The sequence below is a fragment of the Streptosporangium sp. NPDC000396 genome (genome assembly GCF_042898655.1).
In the GTDB taxonomy this organism is placed as follows: Bacteria; Actinomycetota; Actinomycetes; order Streptosporangiales; family Streptosporangiaceae; genus Streptosporangium.
In genome coordinates, this window is the sequence record NZ_JBIAZA010000033.1 from 1 (window position 1) to 19909 (window position 19909).

Annotated in this window: 8 protein-coding genes; 5 read left to right on the forward strand and 3 right to left on the reverse strand. The window is 72.3% G+C overall.

Annotated elements, in window-relative coordinates:
- Positions 1–169 precede the first annotated feature (169 nt).
- From ACFY2X_RS37995 to ACFY2X_RS38015, 5 genes are read left to right on the forward strand one after another with little or no spacing between them, the layout of a single operon-like run.
- Positions 170–1117 carry a ribokinase gene (locus ACFY2X_RS37995; protein WP_389947918.1) on the forward strand — a complete coding sequence of 316 codons (948 nt, stop codon included), beginning with the start codon at positions 170–172 and terminating at the stop codon, positions 1115–1117.
- On the forward strand, positions 1114–1518 hold the full coding sequence (gene rbsD / locus ACFY2X_RS38000; protein WP_389947919.1) for a D-ribose pyranase: 405 nt from the start codon (positions 1114–1116) through the stop codon (positions 1516–1518). Before ACFY2X_RS37995 ends, rbsD begins: the two co-directional genes overlap by 4 nt.
- 13 nt (positions 1519–1531) lie before the next feature.
- Positions 1532–3028, forward strand: a complete 1497-nt coding sequence (locus tag ACFY2X_RS38005; protein WP_389947920.1) for a sugar ABC transporter ATP-binding protein — start codon at positions 1532–1534, stop codon at positions 3026–3028.
- A complete protein-coding gene (locus ACFY2X_RS38010) occupies positions 3025–4041 on the forward strand; it encodes an ABC transporter permease (protein ID WP_389947921.1) in 1017 nt (338 codons plus the stop codon). The genes ACFY2X_RS38005 and ACFY2X_RS38010 overlap by 4 nt, the downstream gene beginning before the upstream one ends.
- 47 nt (positions 4042–4088) lie before the next feature.
- Positions 4089–5093 carry a substrate-binding domain-containing protein gene (locus ACFY2X_RS38015; RefSeq protein ID WP_389947922.1) on the forward strand — a complete coding sequence of 335 codons (1005 nt, stop codon included), beginning with the start codon at positions 4089–4091 and terminating at the stop codon, positions 5091–5093.
- 58 nt (positions 5094–5151) lie between these two features.
- Here ACFY2X_RS38015 and ACFY2X_RS38020 read toward each other — a convergent pair whose 3' ends face one another.
- From ACFY2X_RS38020 to ACFY2X_RS38030, 3 genes are read right to left on the reverse strand one after another with little or no spacing between them, the layout of a single operon-like run.
- Entirely contained in the window at positions 5152–5808 is a 657-nt protein-coding gene (locus ACFY2X_RS38020; RefSeq protein WP_389947923.1) for a DUF6875 domain-containing protein, read from the reverse strand.
- Complete coding sequence (locus ACFY2X_RS38025; protein ID WP_389947924.1) at positions 5789–14062, reverse strand: amino acid adenylation domain-containing protein; 8274 nt, start codon at positions 14060–14062, stop codon at positions 5789–5791. Before ACFY2X_RS38025 ends, ACFY2X_RS38020 begins: the two co-directional genes overlap by 20 nt.
- Positions 14059–19494: an amino acid adenylation domain-containing protein gene (locus ACFY2X_RS38030; protein WP_389947925.1), complete on the reverse strand. Its 5436-nt coding sequence runs from the start codon at positions 19492–19494 to the stop codon at positions 14059–14061. The genes ACFY2X_RS38025 and ACFY2X_RS38030 overlap by 4 nt, the downstream gene beginning before the upstream one ends.
- Positions 19495–19909: the final 415 nt, after the last annotated feature.

Below are 19909 nucleotides of genomic sequence, written 5' to 3' on the forward strand. Positions count from 1 at the left end.
GCCCGGCCGTCACCGACTGGGCGGCCGATCCCGGCACCAGGCGGTTGACCGCGTTCCTGGAGACCAAGACGGTCTGGCACCCCATCGGGGTCTGATCCACCTCCCACCCGCAGGGCACGGCGCGACGCCGTGACCTCAGCTCACCCATCCCGAAATCTGGAGGAACCCCATGGAACCAACCGGTGTTCTCGTCGTCGGGAGCATCACCGCGGACGTCACGGCGTTCAGCAGACGTCTGCCGCGGCGCGGTGAGACCGTGCTCGGCGACGACTTCACCCTCCTCCTCGGGGGCAAGGGCGCCAACCAGGCCGTCTCCGCCGCACGCGCCGGTGCGCCGACCTGGATGGTGGGCTGCGTGGGGCAGGACCCGTTCCGCGACATCGTGCTGTCCGGCCTGGAATCCCACGGTGTCACGCTCACCGAGGTGCGCACCGTCGAAGGCCGGACGGGCGTGGCGCACATCCGCGTCGACGCCTCGGGCGAGAACGACATCGTCATCACCCCGCTCGCCAACGCCTCCCTCGACACGGGGATGGTCGACGCGAGCATCCAGGCGGTCCGCGGCAGGGTCGGCGTGCTCCTGCTCCAACTGGAGATCCCCATCGAGGTCGCCTGCCACGCCGCCGAAGCGGGATCGGCGGCGGGGCTGACGGTGATCCTCGACCCCGCGCCCGCGCAGGAGCTTCCCGGCAACGTGTGGCGGCACCTCGACATCGTGACCCCGAACGAAAGCGAGGCGAGCGCGCTGACCGGGATCGAGGTCACCGACGTCGCGTCCGCGGAGCGGGCGGCCTCCTGGTTCCTCGACCGCGGGGTCAAGCACGCGCTCATCACCCTCGGTTCCGCGGGCGCCCTCTCGGTCACCGCCGACAGGACCCGTCACTTCCCCGCCTACCCCGTGACGCCCGTCGACACCACCGCCGCGGGCGACGCGTTCACCGGCTTCCTCGGCGGCGCCCTCGCCGCCCGGCTCGACGTCGACACTGCGATCCAGTACGGCATGGCCGCCGGAGCCCTCGCCACCACCAGGCCCGGCGCCAGCTCCTCGCTCCCCGACAAGGCCGCCGCCGAGGCACTGATCAGCACCGACGCCCTTCTGGAAGGAGCCGCCCGATGAGGCGCAACCAGGGAACGCTCAACGGCCAGCTCGCCCGCGTGATCTCCGAGCTCGGCCACACGGACAGGATCATCGTCACCGACGCGGGCCTGCCCATCCCCCAGACGGTGGAGCGGGTGGACCTCGCCGTCAGGGAGAACCTGCCGCGCTTCCTCGACCTGCTCGACACCGTGCTCGACGAGGTCGCCGTGGAGGGCGTGCTGCTGTCAGAGGAGATCAAGCAGCACAGTCCCGCGATGCTCGAAGCCATCCAGGAGCGTTTCGCGCGGCTGGACGTCCCGCTGGAGTTCGTGCCGCACACCACGTTCAAGGAGGCCACCGCCACCGCCCGGGCGGCCGTCCGCTCCGGAGAGTTCACCCCGTACGCCAACGTCCTGCTCACCGCGGGCGTCGTGTACTGATCGGGAGCCTGGCATGCATCTCCAGCTCGCCGATGTTCACAAGTCCTTTGGCGACAACATTGTGCTGAGAGGCGTCAGCTTCTCGGTCGCCCCCGGCGAGGTCGTGGCACTCGTCGGGGAGAACGGGGCGGGCAAGTCCACGCTCACCCGGGTCATCTCCGGTGCGCACCAACCGGACTCGGGGCAGCTCCTGATCGACGGGATCGCGGTGGCCCTCAAGGACCCGCAGTCCGCCATGGCCCACGGCATCGAGGTCATCTACCAGGAGTTCCAGCAGAACCTGTTCCCGCACCTCAGCGTGGCGGAGAACATGTACGTCCTCGACCGCGAGCGGCGCTTCGGGCGCCTGTTCGTCTCCAAGCAGCGGATGGCGAGGGACGCGGAGGCGACCCTCCGGCGCCTGGGCATGGAGATGGACGTCCACCGCCAGGTCAGCGGGCTCGGCGTCGCGGAACGCCAGATGCTTGAGATCGCCAAGGCCATGACCCACGACCTCAGGCTCCTGATCCTCGACGAACCCACCGCCGCACTCGACGAGCAGGAGTCGGAGCAGCTGTTCGCGCAGGTCAACAGGCTGCGCAAGGCAGGCGTTTCGGTGATCTACATCAGCCATCGGCTCGACGAGGTCTTCGAGCTCTCCGACCGCGTCGTCGTGCTGCGCGACGGACGGGTCACCCTCGACGCCCCCACCGCGGAGCTCGATCCCGCCAAGGTGGTCACGGCGATGGTGGGCGACGCCGTGGACGACTTCTACCCCAAGGAACGCAACGCCAGGGACCAGGTCGTGCTGGAGATCCGCGAGGCCGGACACGAGACGAGCTTCGAGGACGTCGACCTCCAGGTCCGCGCCGGAGAGGTGGTCGGCATCGGCGGCGTGGTCGGCTGCGGGCGCAGCGAGCTGCTCCGTGCGCTGTTCGGCCTGCAGCCGCTGGACAGCGGGTCCGTGCGCGTGGACGGCTCCGCCGTACGGATCGGGAGCGTCCAGGACGCGATCGCCGGCCGGATCGCCTACCTGTCTCCCGACAGGCAGGCGGAAGGCCTGTGCATGAGCCTCTCGGTCGAGTCGAACGTGTCCCTGGCCTCGCTGCGTGACTGCAGTACGGCGGGCGGTGTCGTGCGCCGCGGCAGGGAACGCGCGGTCACGGGCACGGTGATCTCCGAGCTGCGCGTCCGCGCCGCTTCGCCGTCCATCGCGGTGGGCTCGCTGTCCGGCGGCAACCAGCAGAAAGCGCTGTTCGCCAAGTGGGTGATGACCCGGCCCAGGGTGCTGCTCCTGGACGAGCCCACCCGCGGCGTGGATGTCGGAGCCAAGACGGAGATCTACCGCATCATCAACAAGCTCACCGCCGACGGTGTCGCCGTCCTCCTGGTGAGCTCCGACCTGCCGGAACTCGTCGCCATGTCCGACCGTGTGGTCGTCATGCGGGAGGGACGGCTCGTCGCCGAGCTGACCGGCGACGACCTCGACGAGCAGTCCATCCTCAAGCACGCACTGGTAGGCGCCGCATGACCTCGAAGCTCAAATCCGTCGCGAGCCGGCTGCGCGCGGTGTGGATGCTGCTGCTGGTGGGGGTCGTCCTCTCGGTGGCCTCGCCGGTCTTCCTCACCCCGACGAACCTGCTCAACGTCGCGCTGGCCACGTCTGTCGCCGCGTTGCTCGCGGCAGGCCAGACCTACGTCATCATCCTCGCCGAGATCGATCTGTCGGTGGGAACGACTCTCGGTTTCTCCTCGGTCGTCACCGCGATGACGCTGCGCGACCACGGCCTTCTGCCCGCCCTCGTGGCGGGGCTCGCGACAGGCGCGGCCGTCGGGCTGGTCAACGGCCTGCTGGTGACGAAGACCCGGATGCCCTCGTTCATCGCGACCCTGGCCACCATGTCCGTGCTCGGCGGGCTCACCCTGCAGGTCACCTCGGGAAACCCCGTTCCCGTCACGGACTACGACTTCCAGGGAATCGGCCAGGCCGCCTTCGCCGGGGTGCCCGTACCCGTGTGGATCATGCTGGTGGCGTTCGCGGTCTTCGGGTTCGTTCTCGCGCGCACCCGTTTCGGCCGCTACGTGTACGCCACGGGTGACAACGCGGAGGCCGCCAGGCTCTCCGGCATCCGGATCCACCGGATCAAGATCCTCGCGTTCGTCATCAGCGGCCTGCTCGCTTCGGTGGCCGGATTCATCATCACCGCCCGGCTGTCCACGGCCCAGCCGACCGCGGGTTCCGGCCTCGAACTCGCCGCGATCGCCGCGGTGATCATCGGTGGCACCAGCCTGGCGGGCGGCCGGGGCAGTCTGCTCGGCACTCTCGTCGGCGCCCTCGTCCTCGGCGTCATCGACAACGGGATGAACCTCCTCGACGTCTCGCCGTTCCTGCAGAACGTCGTCAAGGGCCTGGTCATCCTGCTGGCCGTCTTCCTCGACCGCAACCTCGACGTCCTCCGCCGGCTCATGCCGCGCCGCGACCCGGCCGGACCCTCGCCGACCCCGTCCTCACCCGTCACTCCCGAACTGGCCCAGCACGTCTGACCCGATCCAGCTCAACCAAACCCCCCAGCCCGATCCAGGGAAGAACCATGCGCACAACCCGTACCGCCATCGTCTTGACCGCCCTTCTCGCCCTCTCGCTGTCCGGCTGCAGCCGCGGCGGCACGCAGACCTCAGCCACCGGCACCGCGCCGGCGTCCGGAAAGAAGGACGCCACGATCATCATGAGCACGCTGGGCAACCCCTTCTTCATCAGCGTGAAGGACGGGGCCGAGGCGCAGGCCGCCAAGAGCGGCATCACGCTGAACGTCCAGAACGCCGACAACTCCGACGCCACCTTCCTCAACCAGGCGACGACCGCGATCTCCAAGCAGACCGGGATCCTGATCCTCGACCCCGTCGGCAGCCAGTCCGCCATCACCTCCGTGACCCAGGCGAACTCGGCGAGCATCCCCGTCATGGCGTTCGACCGCAAGCCGTCCGGCGGAAACCTGGCCACCTTCGTGGGCTACAACGCCGTCCAGGCGGGCAAGAACGCCGCCGACGCCCTGGCCAAGGCGGTCGGCGGCAAGGGCAAGGTCGTGGAGATCCAGGGCATCCTCGGCACGAACGTCGCCCAGGACCGCAGCAAGGGCTTCCAGCAGCAGATCGCCACCTACAAGGACATCACCGTCGTCGCCCAGCAGGCAGCCGACTTCGACCGGGCGAAGGCGCTCAACGTGATGACCAACGTCCTGCAGGCCAACCCCGACATCGACGGCGTCTACGCCGCCAACGACGAGATGGCGATGGGCGTGCTCTCCGCGATCAAGGCCCGCAACCTCGTCGGCAAGATCAAGCTTGTCGGCAACGACGGCATTGCGGACGCGCTCGCCGCTGTCGCGGCGGGAGAGATGTACGCCACGAACGCGGAGTCACCCTACGCGCTCGGTCAGAAAGTGGTCTCCCTGGCCGGTGACGTCCTGTCCGGCAAGCAGGTGCGGGGCGACGAGACGCTGGAAGGACAGCTGGTCACCAAGGAAACCGTGAAGAAGTACGCGGAGTACCTCCTCGGCATCGGTGACTCGGCAAGCGTTCCCGCGAACCTCAAGTAACCGGGCATCGAGGAGGAAGGTGAGCGGCCTCACGAGAGTGAGGCCGCTCACCTTCCTTTCAGCCGCTCAGCGCACGGGCCAGCTCGCTGCGCTGCCGTTCGGGCAGGGCGTCGCCGAACCGGCGGGCATATGACTCCAGGAACCGCCGCTCGCCGACCAGGAACGGCAGGTCCGTCGGGACGAGATGGCGGATCGCCAGCAGCGGCACCGGGCTCCGCAACGGCCGGAAGTCCGGATTCCACAGCCCGCCCTCGGCCGGTGGCAGCGGATGGAACTGCCCGATCATCAGGCCCCCGGCCACGAAGGAGGCCTTCAGCCTCGCCTGGGTCACGTCGATCACCTCGGGCGCGTCGGAGGTCGCCACGTCGGGGAACAGCACCAGGATGGTCTTGAACTGCGCCCTGGGCCCGTTCCGCGGCTCCAGCTCGGCGAACCAGTCCCGGTAGAACGCCATCGCCGTCTCGACCTGCGCGCGATCGGGCCGGAGGCCCGGCTGGACGGCCAGGTAGAAGGTCTCGTGGCGCAGCGCGGCCGGCACGAACGGGCAGACCGGGCCGGTGCGGCCCAGCTCCGGGTGCGGCCTGGCCAGGTAGTTCCCGGCCCAGTCGGCCACCGTGCGCAGCGCGCCGCCGTAGCGCGCCAGTTCGGCGGGGAGCGCGTCCAGGTCGGGTACGGCGAGCAGATAGCGCTCGGGGTCAGCGGGATGAATCAGCACCGTCGTCCTCCAGCTCTCGCAGCGGGCGGTAGCGGGAGCAGGCGATCGTCCAGCCCGCCACCGCCAGCCCGGCCAGGATCACAACCGCCGCCATGCCTCTCCCGTGGCCCGTGCCGATCAGGCCGCCGAGAAAGCCGGGATCGGCCGCGGCCGGTTCGAACAGCCGGTCCACGAGGGTCCCGGTGGCCAGGTAACCGAGCGGCGTGATCACCCGGGCCAGCATCTGCGCGGTGGCCAGGACCCGGCCCTGCAACTCCAGCCGGACCCTGACCTGGACCAGCGCCAGCCAGTGCGCGTTGATCATCGAGGCGGCGACGCCGACCCCGAACATGCCCAGCGCGGGGAACATCGTGATCGGCCGCAGCCCGATCACGATCGCGGAGACCGCGAACAGCCCGACGAAGCCGATCATTCCGGTGACCCGGCGGCGGGTGCCGCCCCAGACCGTCATCACCACGCTGCCCGCGAGCAGCCCGAGCCCTTGGGCGGCCAGTACGCCGCCGAGGGCCGCGGGCGAGCCGAAGGCCAGCACCAGCGGGGTGACCAGGACCAGCACCACGCCGCTGAGCGCGTTGCCGACCGCGAAGAACACCACCACGGCGACCATGCCGCGATGACCGGTCAGGTAGCGCCAGCCGGCGACGATCTCGGCGATCAGCGGCTCGTCCCTGCGGGTGAAGCCCAGCTTCGGGAAGCGGGTCACGACCAGGGTGCCGAGCGCCACGGCGAACGTGACCACGTCCAGCCAGAGCGCTCCGGTGAGCCCGACCGCGACCATCAGCGCCCCTCCGGCCACCTGTGCGAGCAGGGCACCGGTCGCGCTGCCGAGCCCGACCACGCCGTTGGCGTGGCCCAGATAGCGCTTCGGCACCAGCTGCGCGACCGCCGCCTGATAGGCCGGTTGCCGGAACACGGAGGCGATCGCGTGGACCGTGACGAGCGCGTAGAGATGCCCGATCGCCAGCGTGCCGTTCAGCAGGAGAGCCGCGGCGACCGCCGAACCCGCCAGCGCCGCCGCGTCACAGCCGATCATCACCTTGCGCCGGTCGTAGCGGTCGGCGACCGCTCCGGCCAGTGGCGCGACCAGGATCTGCGGCAGCAAGGTGAACGACGCGATCAGGGCCATGGTGGCCACCGCACCGGTCGTCTGGTAGGCCCACACCCCGAGGGCGAAGGTGGACAGGCCGGTGCCGATCAGCGAGACCAGCTGTCCCGCGGTCACGGTGAGGAACGCGCCGAGCCTGGCCTTCGGCGGAACCTCAGGCGGCCGTACGGGTGCCTGGCCGGCCCGGTCGGCGAGCACGCCGGCCAGGCCGGGGTCGCCCTGGAAGAAGTGCCCGGCGTCCGGAAGGACCGCGACGTCGACCGTGGTGCCGTAGGCCGCCCATTCGGCGGCACGTTCGCCGTGGAACTCGGTGATCCGGTCGTTCTCGCCCACGACGACGAGCACCGGCGCGTCCACCGGGCGGGGCGGGGCCGCGTAGAAGTCCTCGGCCTGCGCCGCGTCGTGCCTGACCGCCGCGGCCAGCATCCTGCGTTCGGCGTCGGGGAGCTCCTCGTCCAGCCCGCCCAGCGCGCGCAGCCCGTCGGTGACGCCCCGGTCCGACAGCCGCTGGTCGGGGGCGAATCTGGACAGCACGCCCAGCACGCCGGGGAACCGCGCGATCGGGAACGCCGCGCCCACCACCAGCGCCTCGGCGGGACGTCCCGCCTCGGCCAGCCGCTGGGCGATCGCGGTGGCCAGCGCCGCGCCCACACAGTGCCCGTACAGCACGATCGGCCCGCCGACCCCGGCCGTGCCGGTCGGCTCGGCGAGCAGCTCGGCCGCGATCCGGTCGGCCAGCTCGGGCAGGGGAACGCCCGGCTCGCCGGGACGGGCCGGATCCCGGCCCGGGGGCTGCACCGCGCACAGTCCCCACCCCTTCGGCATCCTCTTGGCCAGCTCGGCGAAGACGACCGCGCCCGCGCCGCCGAACGGGACCGCGACCACGGTGCGTTCGCTTCCCCGCACCAGGTGGTGCAGGAGCCGCGTACCGTCGTCGGGCCCGGCCACCCGGCCGGCCAGCCCCCGGGGCGTCGGGTGGGTGAACAGCTCCAGCACGCTCAGCGACGGGTCGATCATCCTGACCGCCCTGACCGCCCGCATCGAGTCGCCGCCCAGGGCGAAGAAGTCGTCGTCGGGGCCGACGCCGGAGCATTCGAGCAACTCGGCGAAGACCGCGGCGATGCGGGCCTCGACCGGATCGTCGAGGGAGACGGACACCGGGGCCGCCGGGGCCGGGTCGGGCAGCGCCCGCCGGTCCAGCTTGCCGTTCGGGGTGACCGGCAGCTCCGCCAGCGGCACGAACACGCTCGGGATCATGTACGGCGGCAGCCGGTCGGCCAGCCAGCCCCGCAGCGCGCCGGGATCCAGACCCGGGTCCGCGGTTCCCGCCGGGCTCTCCCGCTCCCCGCCGGGATCCTCGGCTTCGACTTCGACGAGGTAGCCGACGAGCCGGGGCTCCCCGGCGGCGTCCGGGCGCAACTCGACGGCGGCGCGGCGGACGGCCGGATGTTCGGCCAGCACCGCTTCGATCTCGCCGACCTCGATCCGGTACCCGCGCAGCTTGACCTGCCCGTCGATCCTGCCGAGCAGGACCAGTTCGCCGTCAGGCCGCCATCTGGCCAGGTCGCCGGTACGGTAAACCGGCTCACCCGCGAAGGTGACGAACCGTTCCGCGGTCAGTTCCGGCCGGTCGTGATAGCCGAGCGCGAGCCCCGCGCCACCCAGATACAGCTCACCGGCCACGCCGGCCGGTACCGGATGCCTCCGCTCGTCCAGCACGTAAGCCTTCAGGTTGGCGATCGGGCGGCCGATGGTGATCTCGCCGCGACCAGGTTCGATCCGCTTCGCGGTGGCCCAGATGGTCGCCTCGGTCGGGCCGTACAGGTTCCACAGCGCCTTCACCTTCCCGGCCAGGGCGGCGGCCAGCTCCACCGGCAGCGGTTCGCCGCCGCAGAGCGCGGTCAATCCCGGATCGCCGGGCCAGCCGGCGTCCAGCAGCAACCGCCAGGTCACCGGGGTGGCCTGCAGGCAGGTCGTGTCGGTCTCGGCGATCCTGCGGGCCAGCGCCGAGCCGTCCATCGTGGTCTCCCGCGAGGCGATCACCACGCACGCGCCGACGGTCAGCGGCAGCCACAGCTCCAGCCCGGCGATGTCGAACGACGGGGTGGTCACCGCGAGCAGGGTGTCGCCGGCGGCCAGCCCCGGTTCCCGGGCCATCGCCGCCAGGAAGTTGGTCAGCGCCCGATGCGGCACCGCCACCCCCTTGGGCCGGCCCGTGGAGCCGGAGGTGTAGATCAGGTAGGCCCGGTCACCGGGATCGACCCGGATCGCGGGCGAGCTGTCCGGCAGACCGCCGCACGGGTCGGCCGGGTGGAGCCGGGGACCTTCGAAGGGGATCTCCACGGCGGCGTCGGTGAGCAGCACGGACGCGCCGGAGTCCGACAAGGTGAAGGCCAGCCGCCTGGCCGGGTGCGAGGCGTCCAGAGGCAGGTACGCCGCACCGGCCCGCAGCACCGCGAGCAGCGCGATCGGAAGCGAGACGGAGCGTTCCACGGCCACCGCCACCAGGCCGCCCGGCCCGACGCCGAGCTCATGCAGCCGGTGGGCGAGCCGGTTGGCCCGCCGGTCCAGCTCGCGATAGCTGAGCGCGGTGGAGTCGTCGGCCACCGCGACCGCGTCCGGGGTCGCGGCGGCCCGCAGGGCGACCAGCTCGGGCACGGTCTCGGCCGGGTACGGCGCGGCGGTGTCGTTCCAGCCGACCAGCAGCCGGTGCCGCTCGGCCGGACCGGTCAGCGGCAGATCGCCGACCGCCGTGTCCGGGTCGTCGGCTATCGCGGCCAGCAGGATGCCCAGGTGCCCGGCCAGCCGTTCCACGGTCTCCCGGTCGAACAGGTCCGAGCTGTACTCCAGCCAGCCCCGGTACCCGCCGTCCTCCTCGGTGAGGATCAGCGACAGGTCGTATTTGGCCACTCCGGTCGGGCCGTCCAGCGGGGTCAGACGCAGGCCCGGCGGCTCCTGGGCCGGTCTCGGTGTGTTCTGGAGCGCGAACATCGTGGAGAACACCGGGTGGCGGCTCGGGTCGCGGGACACCTGCAGCTCGCCGACCAGCCGCTCGAACGGCAGCTCGGCGTGGTCGAGGGCGGCCAGCACGCTGTCCTTGGCCCGGTCCAGGTGCGCGCGGAAGCCGAGATCGGGATCGATCCGGCCGCGCAGCGGGAGCATGTTCACGAAACAGCCGAGCAGCCGTTCCAGCTCCGGGCGGCTGCGTCCGGCGACCGGCGAGCCGACCACCAGGTCCCGGACGCCGCCGTACCGGGCCAGCAGGAGCTGGTATCCCGCGAGCAGCGTCATGAACGGCGTCGCGCCGCGTTCCCGCCCGAGCGCGTTCAGCCTGCCGGCCGTACCCGGGGGGATGGTGACGGGGATCGCGCCGCCCCGATAGGACGGGGTGGCCGGGCGCGGCCGGTCGGCCGGCAGCTCCAGCCCGCCCGGCGCGCCGTCCAGCTCGTGGCGCCAGTACCTCACGTCGTCGGAGTGGTCGAGGTCATGCTGCCAGCGGGCGTAGTCCGCGTGGCTCACCGGGGGCGGCGGGACCGTGCGGCCGGCGTACCCGGCGGCCAGCTCGTCCACGAACACCCCGTAGGACCAGCCGTCGAACGCGATGTGATGGAAGGTGAGCAGCAGCACATGCTCTTCGGCGCCGCTTCTGAGCAGGCGGGCGCGGAGGAGCGGGCCCGACGCCAGGTCGAAGCCGTGCCGGAACTCCTCGTCGATCTCCCGCCGGATCTCGGCCTGGCCGGTGACGTCGGAGACGGGCAGCTCCACTTGGTACGGCGGGAGCAGCCGGGCACGCGGAACGCCGTCCACGCTCGGGAACACGGTGCGCAGCGCGTCGTGCCGCGCCACGATCCCGGTGAGCGCGGCCCGCAACGCGGTCACGTCCAGCTTCCCGGTGATCCGCAGCGCGTAGGGCAGGTTGTACGCCGGGCCGCCCGGCGTCGCCTGGTCCAGGAACCACAGCCGGCGCTGCGCCGCGGACAGCACCGGCGGCCCGCCCGCCCGGTCGGTCCCGGAGAGCACGGCGGGCGCGTCCGGGCCCGATCCCGGAACCGGCGGATCCACTGTGGCCAGATATCTCGCCAGCCCCGCCACAGTGGGATGGTCGAACAACGCGGGCAGCGGGAAGCTCAGCCCCAGATCGCGGCGGAGCCGGGACACGGCCCGGGTGGCCAGCAGGGAGTGCCCGCCCAGGGCGAAGAAGTCGTCGTCCGCGCCGACGGGGTTCACCCCGAGCAACTCGCCGAACACCGCGGCGACGGCCCGCTCCATCGGTCCCGCCGGTTCGCGGGAAGCGCTGTGCCGCACGGCCACGCGGGGCAGCGCCGCCCGGTCCACCTTCCCGTTGGCGGTGAGCGGGAGCGCGGTGAGCGGCACCAGCACGGCGGGCACCATATGGGCGGGCAGCCGCCCGGCCAGCCAGTCCGCCAGCCCATGGGGAAGCGCGGGTTCCCCGCCTCCGGCACCGGCCGGTGCCGCGGTGCCCGATCCGGCGCAGGCGGGCACCACGTAGGCCACGAGCCGGCCGTCGACGGCGAGCACCGCCGTGTCCCGGATCTCGGGATGGCCACGCAGCACCGTCTCGACCTCGCCCGGCTCGACCCGGTAGCCGCGGATCTTCACCTGGCGGTCGGCGCGGCCGAGGAACTCCAGGGTGCCGTCGGGCCGCCATCTGGCCCGGTCGCCGGTGCGGTACAGCCGCTCGCCACCCACGTCGACGAAGCGCGCGGCGGTCAGCTCCGGCTGGTTCAGATACCCGCGGGCCACTCCGGCCCCGCCGATGCACAACTCACCCGGCACTCCCACGGGGACGGGGTTCAACCGGTCGTCGAGCACCCGGGCCGCGACGTGCGGCAGCGGCCTGCCCAGCGGCACGACGGGCGGCTGGGGCCCCGAGACCGGCACATCGTAGGTGAGCACGCCGACCGTGGTCTCGGTCGGCCCGTAGTGGTTGAGGACGCGCAGCCCGGGGCGCAGGGCGTGGATCCGCTCGACCAGCTCCCAGCTCATCGCCTCCCCGCCGAGCACCAGGCAGCGCAGGGGCAGCAGGTCGGCGGTGGCCGCGTCGAGCAGGGCGGCCAGGTGGGAGGGGACCAGCTTCAGGTAGTCCACGGGGCGCGCGGCCATCCGCGCGGCGAACCTCTCCGGGTCGGCGGCCGTCTCCGCGTCGATGAGATGCACGGTGCCGCCGGTGCGGAGCGCGCCGTACAGCATGGTGTGCCCGAGGTCGGCGGCCAGGGTGGAGCAGAGCGCGAACGAGGCGCCGGGCGGCGGGGCGAGCCGGTCGGCCATCGAGTCCAGATACGCCGAGAGGTTGCGGTGCTCGACCGCCACCATCTTGGGTGCGCCCGTGGATCCGGAGGTGGACAGCACGTAGGCCAGGTCCTCGGGGCCCACGGAGGGCAGCGCCGTCCCGGTCACGCCACCGGCAGGGTCGAGGTCTTCGACGCACAGCCGTACCCCGGCCTCGGCGAGCATCGCCGCCCGGCGGGCGGGAGGCTGGTCCGGCTCGATCGGAAGGTAGGCGGCTCCGGCCCGGAGCACGCCGAGCATGCCGATGAGGAAACGGATCGAGCGTTCAGCCGAGATCGCGACCGGCTCGCCGGGACGGACTCCGGCCGCGACCAGGCAGGCGGCGATCCGGCGGGACGCCTCGTCCAGCTCGGCGTAGCGGAGCGTCCCGTCGGCGGCCACCACCGCCGGGCGCGAGGGCGCGCGGCGCACCCAGGCGTCGAAGTCGTCGAGGACGGTGCGCCCACGGTGACCGGTCACCGGCCGTGCCGGCGGCAGGAGCAGGCCGCGCGCCTCCTCCTCGCCGAGCAGCGGAAGGTCGGCGACCGCCGTGTCCGGGTCGGCGACCAGCCCGGCGAGCAGCCGGACGTAGTGGCCGGCGAACCGGGCGATGGTCGCCTCGTCGAACAGCTCGGTCCGGTAGGTGACGGTGGCGCCGATGGTCGGCCCGCCCAGGTCGGCGACGGCCAGGCTGAGGTCGAACTTGGCCGCGCCCAGGTCGACCGGGATCTCGGTGACGGTCAGCCCGGGCAGGGACAGCGAGTGGCGGGGAACGTGGGTGGCGACGAACTGGAGCTGATACAGCTCGCCCCGGCGCGGCAGCGCCTCGACCAGGGTCGGGTACGGCAGGCTCGCGTGCTCGGTGTCGGCGAGCACGTCGTCCCTGACCCGGCGGAGCAGCTCACGGCCCGTGACGCCGGAGGGGAAGCGAATCCGCAGCGGCAGCGTGTTCACGAAACAGCCGATCACCTCGTCCAGCCCCGGGTGCCCGTCCCGGCCGCCGACCGGCGTGCCCACCACGAGGTCGCGGGCGCCGGTGTACCGGGAACACAGCGCGGCGAATCCCGCGAGCGTCAGCATGAAACCGCTGGCACGCTCGGCGGCGCCCAGGGCGCGAAGTGCCTCGGTCAGCTCGGTGTCCAGCTCGAAGGAGTGCGTCGCGCCCGCGTCGGAGGGCTGGTGCGACCGGGGCCGGTCGGCGGGGAGCTCGGCCAGCTCCGGCAGGTCGGCCAGCCGGTCCAGCCAGTACGGCAGCTCCCGCTCGTGGTTCCGGTCGCGCCGGTGATGGGTGACGTCGGCGTACTGGACGGGAACCGGCATCGCCTCGCCGGTGTATCCGGCGGCCAGCTCAGCGGCGAGCAGCCCGGCCGACCAGCCGTCCATCGCGATGTGATGGAAGGTGAGCAGCAGCACATGCTCGTCGGGGGAGATCCGCAGCAGTTCGGCCCTGACCGGCCAGTCCCGGTCCAGCGCGAACGGCCGCCGGGCCAGCGCGGCGAGTCGCGGGCCGGCATCGGTGGCGGGCAGCACCGGCAGCGACGGTTCGGCGGGCGGGTCGACCACGGCGACCGGCTCGCCCTCGGCGGCCAGGTAGCGGGTTCGCAGCAGCTCGTGCCGGGTGATCACGGTGGTCAGCGCCGCGCGCAGCCGCTGGACGTCCAGCGGGCCGCGCAGCCGCCAGGCGACCGGCACGTGATAGGCCGGGCTGTCCGGAGCCCACTGATGCAGGAACCACAGCTGCCGCTGGGCGGGGGACAGTTCGAGGGGGACACCGGCGGGCCGGGCCGGGATCCGGAGATCCGCGGCGACGGGCTTGCGGTTCTTGGCCCGGGCGAGCCGGGCGGCCAATGCGTCGGTCATCTTTGCTCTCCGATTCGCGCGGGTGGGAGGGCGGCCCCGAGACCGATGCCCGGGGCCGGCATGGAACTGGGCCCGGCGTCCTGTTCCGGGGTGGCTTCGGTTTCACGTCCGGTCGCCGGGGAGGCGTCCGGGCCGGTGGAGGCGGCGAGGTCGTCGAGGACGGCCTTCTCGACCACGAGTGCCAGCTCGGCGATGGTGGGCGCCTCGAACAGGGAGCGGACGCTCAGGCCGATCTCGAACCGGTCGGCGATGACGGCCGCGACGGCCGCGGCAGTCAGCGACTGGCCGCCGAGGGCGAAGAAGTTGTCGTCCACGCCGGGCGTGGCGCCGAGCGCCTCGTTCCAGATCTCGGCCAGGATCTCCTCGGTGATGGTGGCGGGGCCCCGGTAGGCCGCCCGCGGGCCGGGAGCCGGCAGGGCCCGCCGGTCCACCTTGCCGGTGCTGCCCTGCGGCAGAGCGTCCAGCCGCATGAGCAGAGCCGGCACCATCGGACCCGGCAGCCGGTCCCTGAGGAAGGCCAGCAGCTCCGCGTCGGCCACGTCTCCCACGTAGTAGCCGACCAGCCGCTCGGCGTGCACGGCCGCCGCCGCCTGCCGTACCGAAGGGTGGGCCGACAGCGCCGCCTCCACCTCGCCGAGCTCGACCCGGACCCCGCGCAGCTGCACCTGGTCGTCGCGGCGGCCCTGCAGCAGGATCCGGCCGTCCGGCAGCCAGCGAGCCACGTCGCCGGTCCGGTACACCCGCTCGCCGCCGAACTCGACGAACTTCTCCGCGGTCAGCTCCGGCCGGTTCAGATACCCTCTGGCGACGCCCACTCCGCCGATGCACAACTCTCCGGGGACCCCGATCGGCACCGGGTTCAGCCGGTCGTCGAGCAGGTAGATCCGCACTCCCTCGATCGGCCGGCCGATCGTGACCATGTCGTCGCCGGGGTGGCAGACCGCCATGGCGGCGGCCACGGTGGCCTCGGTGGGCCCGTAGGAGTTCACGAAATGCCTGCCGGGCGCCCACCGCGCCACCAGCGCGGGCGAGCAGTGCTCGCCACCGGCCGTGATCGACCTGACCGTCGGCAGCTCCACGTCGGGCAGCGCGGCGAGCACCGAGGCGGGCAGCACCAGGTTGGTCACCGCGTGCCGGTTGATCAGTGCGGCCAGCCCGTCCCCGCCCAGTTCGGCGTCCGGGCGGAGCACCAGGGTCGCGCCCGCCGACAGCGTCATGTAGACATCCGCGGCGGACACGTCAAACCCGAACGGCACGAACTGCAACACCCTCGAATCCGGCCGGACGTCGAACCGGTGCATCTTCGCCGCGACCAGGTTGGCGAAGCCCGCGTGCTCGACCAGCACGCCCTTGGGGCGGCCGGTGGAGCCGGACGTGTAGATCAGGTGGGCGAGGTTCGCCCCGTTCGCCGCCGGTGGAAGGTCGCCGGCCGGGCCCTCCTGCTCGGCGGTGACCAGCTTCGCGCCGGTCAGCCGCCCGAGCCGGTCCTGGTCGGCGCAGACCACGATGGGCGGCCGGGCGTCGGCGAGCATCAGCCGGAGGCGCTCGTCCGGGTGGGCCGGATCCAGCGGCAGGTACGCCCCACCGGCCTTGGCCACGGCCAGCATCGCCGCCACCGCCGCCACCGAGCGGGGCAGGCAGACCCCGACCACGTCGTCGGGGGCGACGCCGAGGTCGCGCAGCCGCCAGGCCAGCCGGTTGGCCGCCGCGTTCAGCTGCGCGTAGGTGTGCTCCCGGTCATCGCAGATCACCGCGATCCGGTCAGGGTGCTCCGCCGCGACACGCTCGAACCGCAGGTACGCCGGCCTGCTGAGATCCACCGTGGGCGCGGGACCCGCGCCGAGGGCCAGCACCGCCTCCCGCTCCGCGGGCGGCATCAGCGGCAGCTCGTCGACGGCCGCGCCGGGGTCGGCGACCGCGGCGGTCAGGAGGTGGTGCAACCGCTCAAGCAGCCGCTCCGCGGTGCCACGGTCGAACTTGGCGGTGGCGTACCGCAGAGTGATCGTGCCGTGCTCCACCACCACCGCCAGATCGAGCCGGGCGGTCGCGCCATGCAGCTCGCCGAGCTGCCTGAGCGTGGCTCCCGGCAGCCCGACCTCCTCCACTAGAGGCTGCTGCACCACCAGCATGACCTGGAACAGCGGATGGTCGTCCACCGAGCGTGCCACGCCGAGCGCGTCGACCAGCCGGTCGAACGGCAACGCCTGGTGCGGGTATCCGGCCAGGGCCGCCCGCCGTACCCGGGCGAGCGTCTCCCGGAACGTCGGCCGCCCGGCCAGGTCGCAGCGGAGCGCCATCGGGTTGACCACCCCGGCGACCAGATCCTCGAACTCCGGTCTTGTCCGGTTGGCCGCGGGCACGCCGATCACCAGGTCGGTCTCGCCGGTATACCGGTGCAGCAGCGTCGCCAGCGCGGCCAGCAGGACCATGAACCGGCTGGCCCGCTGGTCTCTGGCCAGATCGTCCACAGCGTCGAGCAGCCCGTCCTCGATCGGCCTGACCGCCGTGGCACCGGCCCAGCCGGTCCGATCGGTCCAACCGGTCCGATCGGTCCAACCGGTCCGATCGGTCCAACCGGTCCGATCGGTCCAACCGGTCCGATCGGTCCAACCGGTCCGATCGGTCCGCTTGGTCCAGTCGGTCGGGTCGGTCCGATCGGTTCGGTCGCTCCGGTCGGTTCGGCCGGGTGCTCGGTCGGCGGGCAGCTCAAGGGACGGCGGCGCGCCGCGCAGCGCCTCGGTCCAGTGCGCCAGCGCGGGCCCCCAGTCCTGCCCGGCCTCCCAGGCGGCCAGCTCGATCAAGCCCGGCGCGGGCTTCATGAGACGCGCGGCGGCGGCCGGGTCCGGGTACAGCTCGGCGAGCTCGCGCAGGAGCACGTCGACGGAGGCGGCGTCCAGCGCGGCGTGGTGCGCGGTCAGGCAGAGCCGCCAGTCCCGGTCGCCCACCCTGGCCAGCGCCGCCCGCAGCAGCGGAGCCGCCGACAGGTCGAAGGGCGCGGCGGCGTACGGTGCGAACGCGTGCTCGGCCGATTCGCCGGTGCCGCGCAGGTCCAGCACCGGCAGCTCCACCGGCTCCATCGCCGACGGCGGCACGACGTGCTGCCGGAGCCCGCCAGGAGTCTCCAGCAGCACGGTGCGCAGCGCGGGGTGCCGGTGGAGCAACGCGGTGAGACAGCGGCGCAGCGTCTCGACATCCAGGTCGCCGTTGATCGCGAACAGCGACGAGACGTTGTAGAGCCCGACGCCGGGCGCCAACTGATCGAGGAACCAGTACCGCCGTTGCGCCGCCGTCGGCGCCCCGGCCGTGCCCGTCTCCGGCGAAGCGGCACCCGGTTCCGCCTGCATCTCCGGCAGACCCGCGGCCGGCCGACCCGGGGCTCCGGCAGGCCGTTTCGGCGTTGCAGAAGCCTGGTCCAGGGTTCCGGCAGGCCGTTTCGGCGTTTCGGAAGGCTGGCCCGGGGTTCCGGCGAGCCGGTCCGCCGCCTCGGAAGGCTGGCCCGGCACTTCGGAAGGCTGGCCCGGAGCTCCGGCGGCTGACCGTCCGGTGCCCTCCGGGTTCGGCAGTTCGGCGGCCAGGTCGGCGATCGTGACCGGCCCGAACAGACGCTCCGGCGACACGTTCACGCCGAACCGGTCGGCGATCCTGGCCACGATCCGCATCACGTGCAGCGAGTGCACGCCGAGCGTGTCAATGGGCTCGTCCGCACCGGCATCGAAGCCGAGCACCTCGCGCCAGATCCCGGCGAGCGCGACCTCTGCCGGGGTGACCGCGGGTCGGCCGACCGGTAGCCGGGGCAGGGCGACGGCGCGCAACGCCGTACGGTCCACCTTGCCGTTGTGCGTGAAGGGCAGCTCGGCCAGCGGTACCAGGGCAGCCGGGACCATGTACGGCGGCAGCCTCTCGGCCAGCCAGGCACGCAGTTTCCCGGCATCGGGGCCGCCGGTGAGCGAGGCCGCCGGGACTCCGGGGCCGACACCACCGAAAGTCACGCCCGACGGATTCCCGGTGCTCGTGCCGTTCACGGTTGCGCTCGACGGTTCCCCGGGGTTCCTACCGTCCACGGTCGCCGCCGACAGATTCCCGTCGTTCGTGCCGTTCACGGCTGCGTCCGACACGTTTCCGGTGACCACGCTCCCGTTGAGACCCACCGGATCGGTGACGATCGCCGCCGTCGTGTAGTACCCGACCAGGCGGGTCGCGCCGGTCGGGTCGGTTCCCGTGACCACGGCGGCCCCGGTCACCTCCCGATGGGCGAGCAGCGCCGCCTCCACCTCGCCGGGCTCGACCCGGTGGCCGAGGATTTGAACCTGCTCGTCGATCCGGCCGTGGAACTCCAGCTCGCCGTCCTCCCGGCGCAGAACCAGATCCCCGGTCCGGTACATTCGCTCGCCGCCGTACTCGACGAACTTCTCCGCGGTAAGCCCGGCCCGCCTCAGATACCCGCGTGCCAGCCCGATCCCGCCCAGATACAGCTCGCCGACCTGGCCGTCAGGCACCGGCGCGCCGTGCGGGTCGACGACGGTCGCGGTGGTCCCATCGATCGGCCGCCCGATGGTCGGCACGCCGACGCCCGGGGCGACCGCACCTGCGGTGGCCGTCACCGTCGTCTCGGTCGGGCCGTAGGTGTTCACCAGCGTGAACGGCAGCCCTTCCGGCGGGCGGACCAGCAGTTGCTCCCCGCCGGTGAGCAGCGTGCGCAGGGCGGTGCCCGAGGGCCAGCCCAGCCGTACGAGCTCGGTGGCCATCGCCGTCGGAACCCAGGAGATCGTGATTCGTTCGCTCACGAACAGGTCACGCAGCCGGGCCGGGGATCGCCTGGCCGCGGCGTCGGGGATCACCAGGGTCGCGCCCGCCGTCAGGGTTCCCCAGATCTCCCAGGCCGAGGAGTCGAAGCCGACGCTCGCCACCTGGGCGCACCGGTCGGCCGCGGTGACGCCGAACTCACGATGGTGCCAGCCGATCAGATTGGTCAGGCCGGCGTGGGGCACCGCCACCCCCTTCGGGGTGCCGGTCGAGCCGGAGGTGTAGATGACGTAGGCGAGCTGTTCGGGACCGGGGGCGACCGGCGGCGGGTCCTCGTCCGGCTCCTCATCCGATGCCGCGCTCAGTTCCGTGCCTTCCAGCACGGTCAGCACGTCGGCGTCGGCCAGCATGAACTCCTGGCGGAGCACCGGATACATCGGATCGAGCGGCAGGTATGCCGCCCCGGCACGCAGCACCGCCAGCGCCGCGACCACGAACTCGATCGAGCGTCCGCACCGCACCGCGACCACCCGGTCGGGCCCGGCCCCCGTGGCGCGTAGTCGCCTGGTCAGCCGGTCGGCCTGGTCGAGCAACTCTCCATAGCTGAGCTCGCGGCCGTCCTGGCGGACCGCGATCGACTCGGGAGTCATCACCGCCCATGCGGCGACCAAGTCGGGAACTGTCAGCACGAAATGCCTCCAAAAGCGTTGGATATGCGTAGGTCTGGCAGAGGGATCGTGATTCCATGCCGTTTTATGCGGGCACTCTTGCGACCCACTTGGAGGCTGCTGGAGGTCGCGGTGAGAGGGGGGTTGCCCCGTCTGGGGAGCCCGTGAAGAACAGCAGGAAGAAAACGCGCTCCGAGCCTTCTTCGTGCACGTCATGGCCGTTCGCAGGGGTCATCGGTCGCCGATTTTCGCGCTGCCCGAAATCGGCAAGAAGGCCGATAAGGGCATCAGGTAAACGCCGTTCGGGAACCTGCTCGGGGCCCCGGCATATGGCCATCTGGACGGAATGGTTCCCTGTATGACCTGCTTTACCGGCGATTATCCCGGAACCGTCGCGCCCAGTGGCGAGATCGAACCGTTCGGCCGTCCTGTGACG

Coding starts and splice junctions, on each gene's coding strand:
- ACFY2X_RS38025 (WP_389947924.1), bottom strand. CDS start 14,062: ATGACCGACGCATTGGCCGCCCGGCTCGCCCGGGCCAAGAACCGCAAG.
- rbsD (WP_389947919.1), top strand. CDS start 1,114: ATGAGGCGCAACCAGGGAACGCTCAACGGCCAGCTCGCCCGCGTGATC.
- ACFY2X_RS37995 (WP_389947918.1), top strand. CDS start 170: ATGGAACCAACCGGTGTTCTCGTCGTCGGGAGCATCACCGCGGACGTC.
- ACFY2X_RS38015 (WP_389947922.1), top strand. CDS start 4,089: ATGCGCACAACCCGTACCGCCATCGTCTTGACCGCCCTTCTCGCCCTC.
- ACFY2X_RS38005 (WP_389947920.1), top strand. CDS start 1,532: ATGCATCTCCAGCTCGCCGATGTTCACAAGTCCTTTGGCGACAACATT.
- ACFY2X_RS38010 (WP_389947921.1), top strand. CDS start 3,025: ATGACCTCGAAGCTCAAATCCGTCGCGAGCCGGCTGCGCGCGGTGTGG.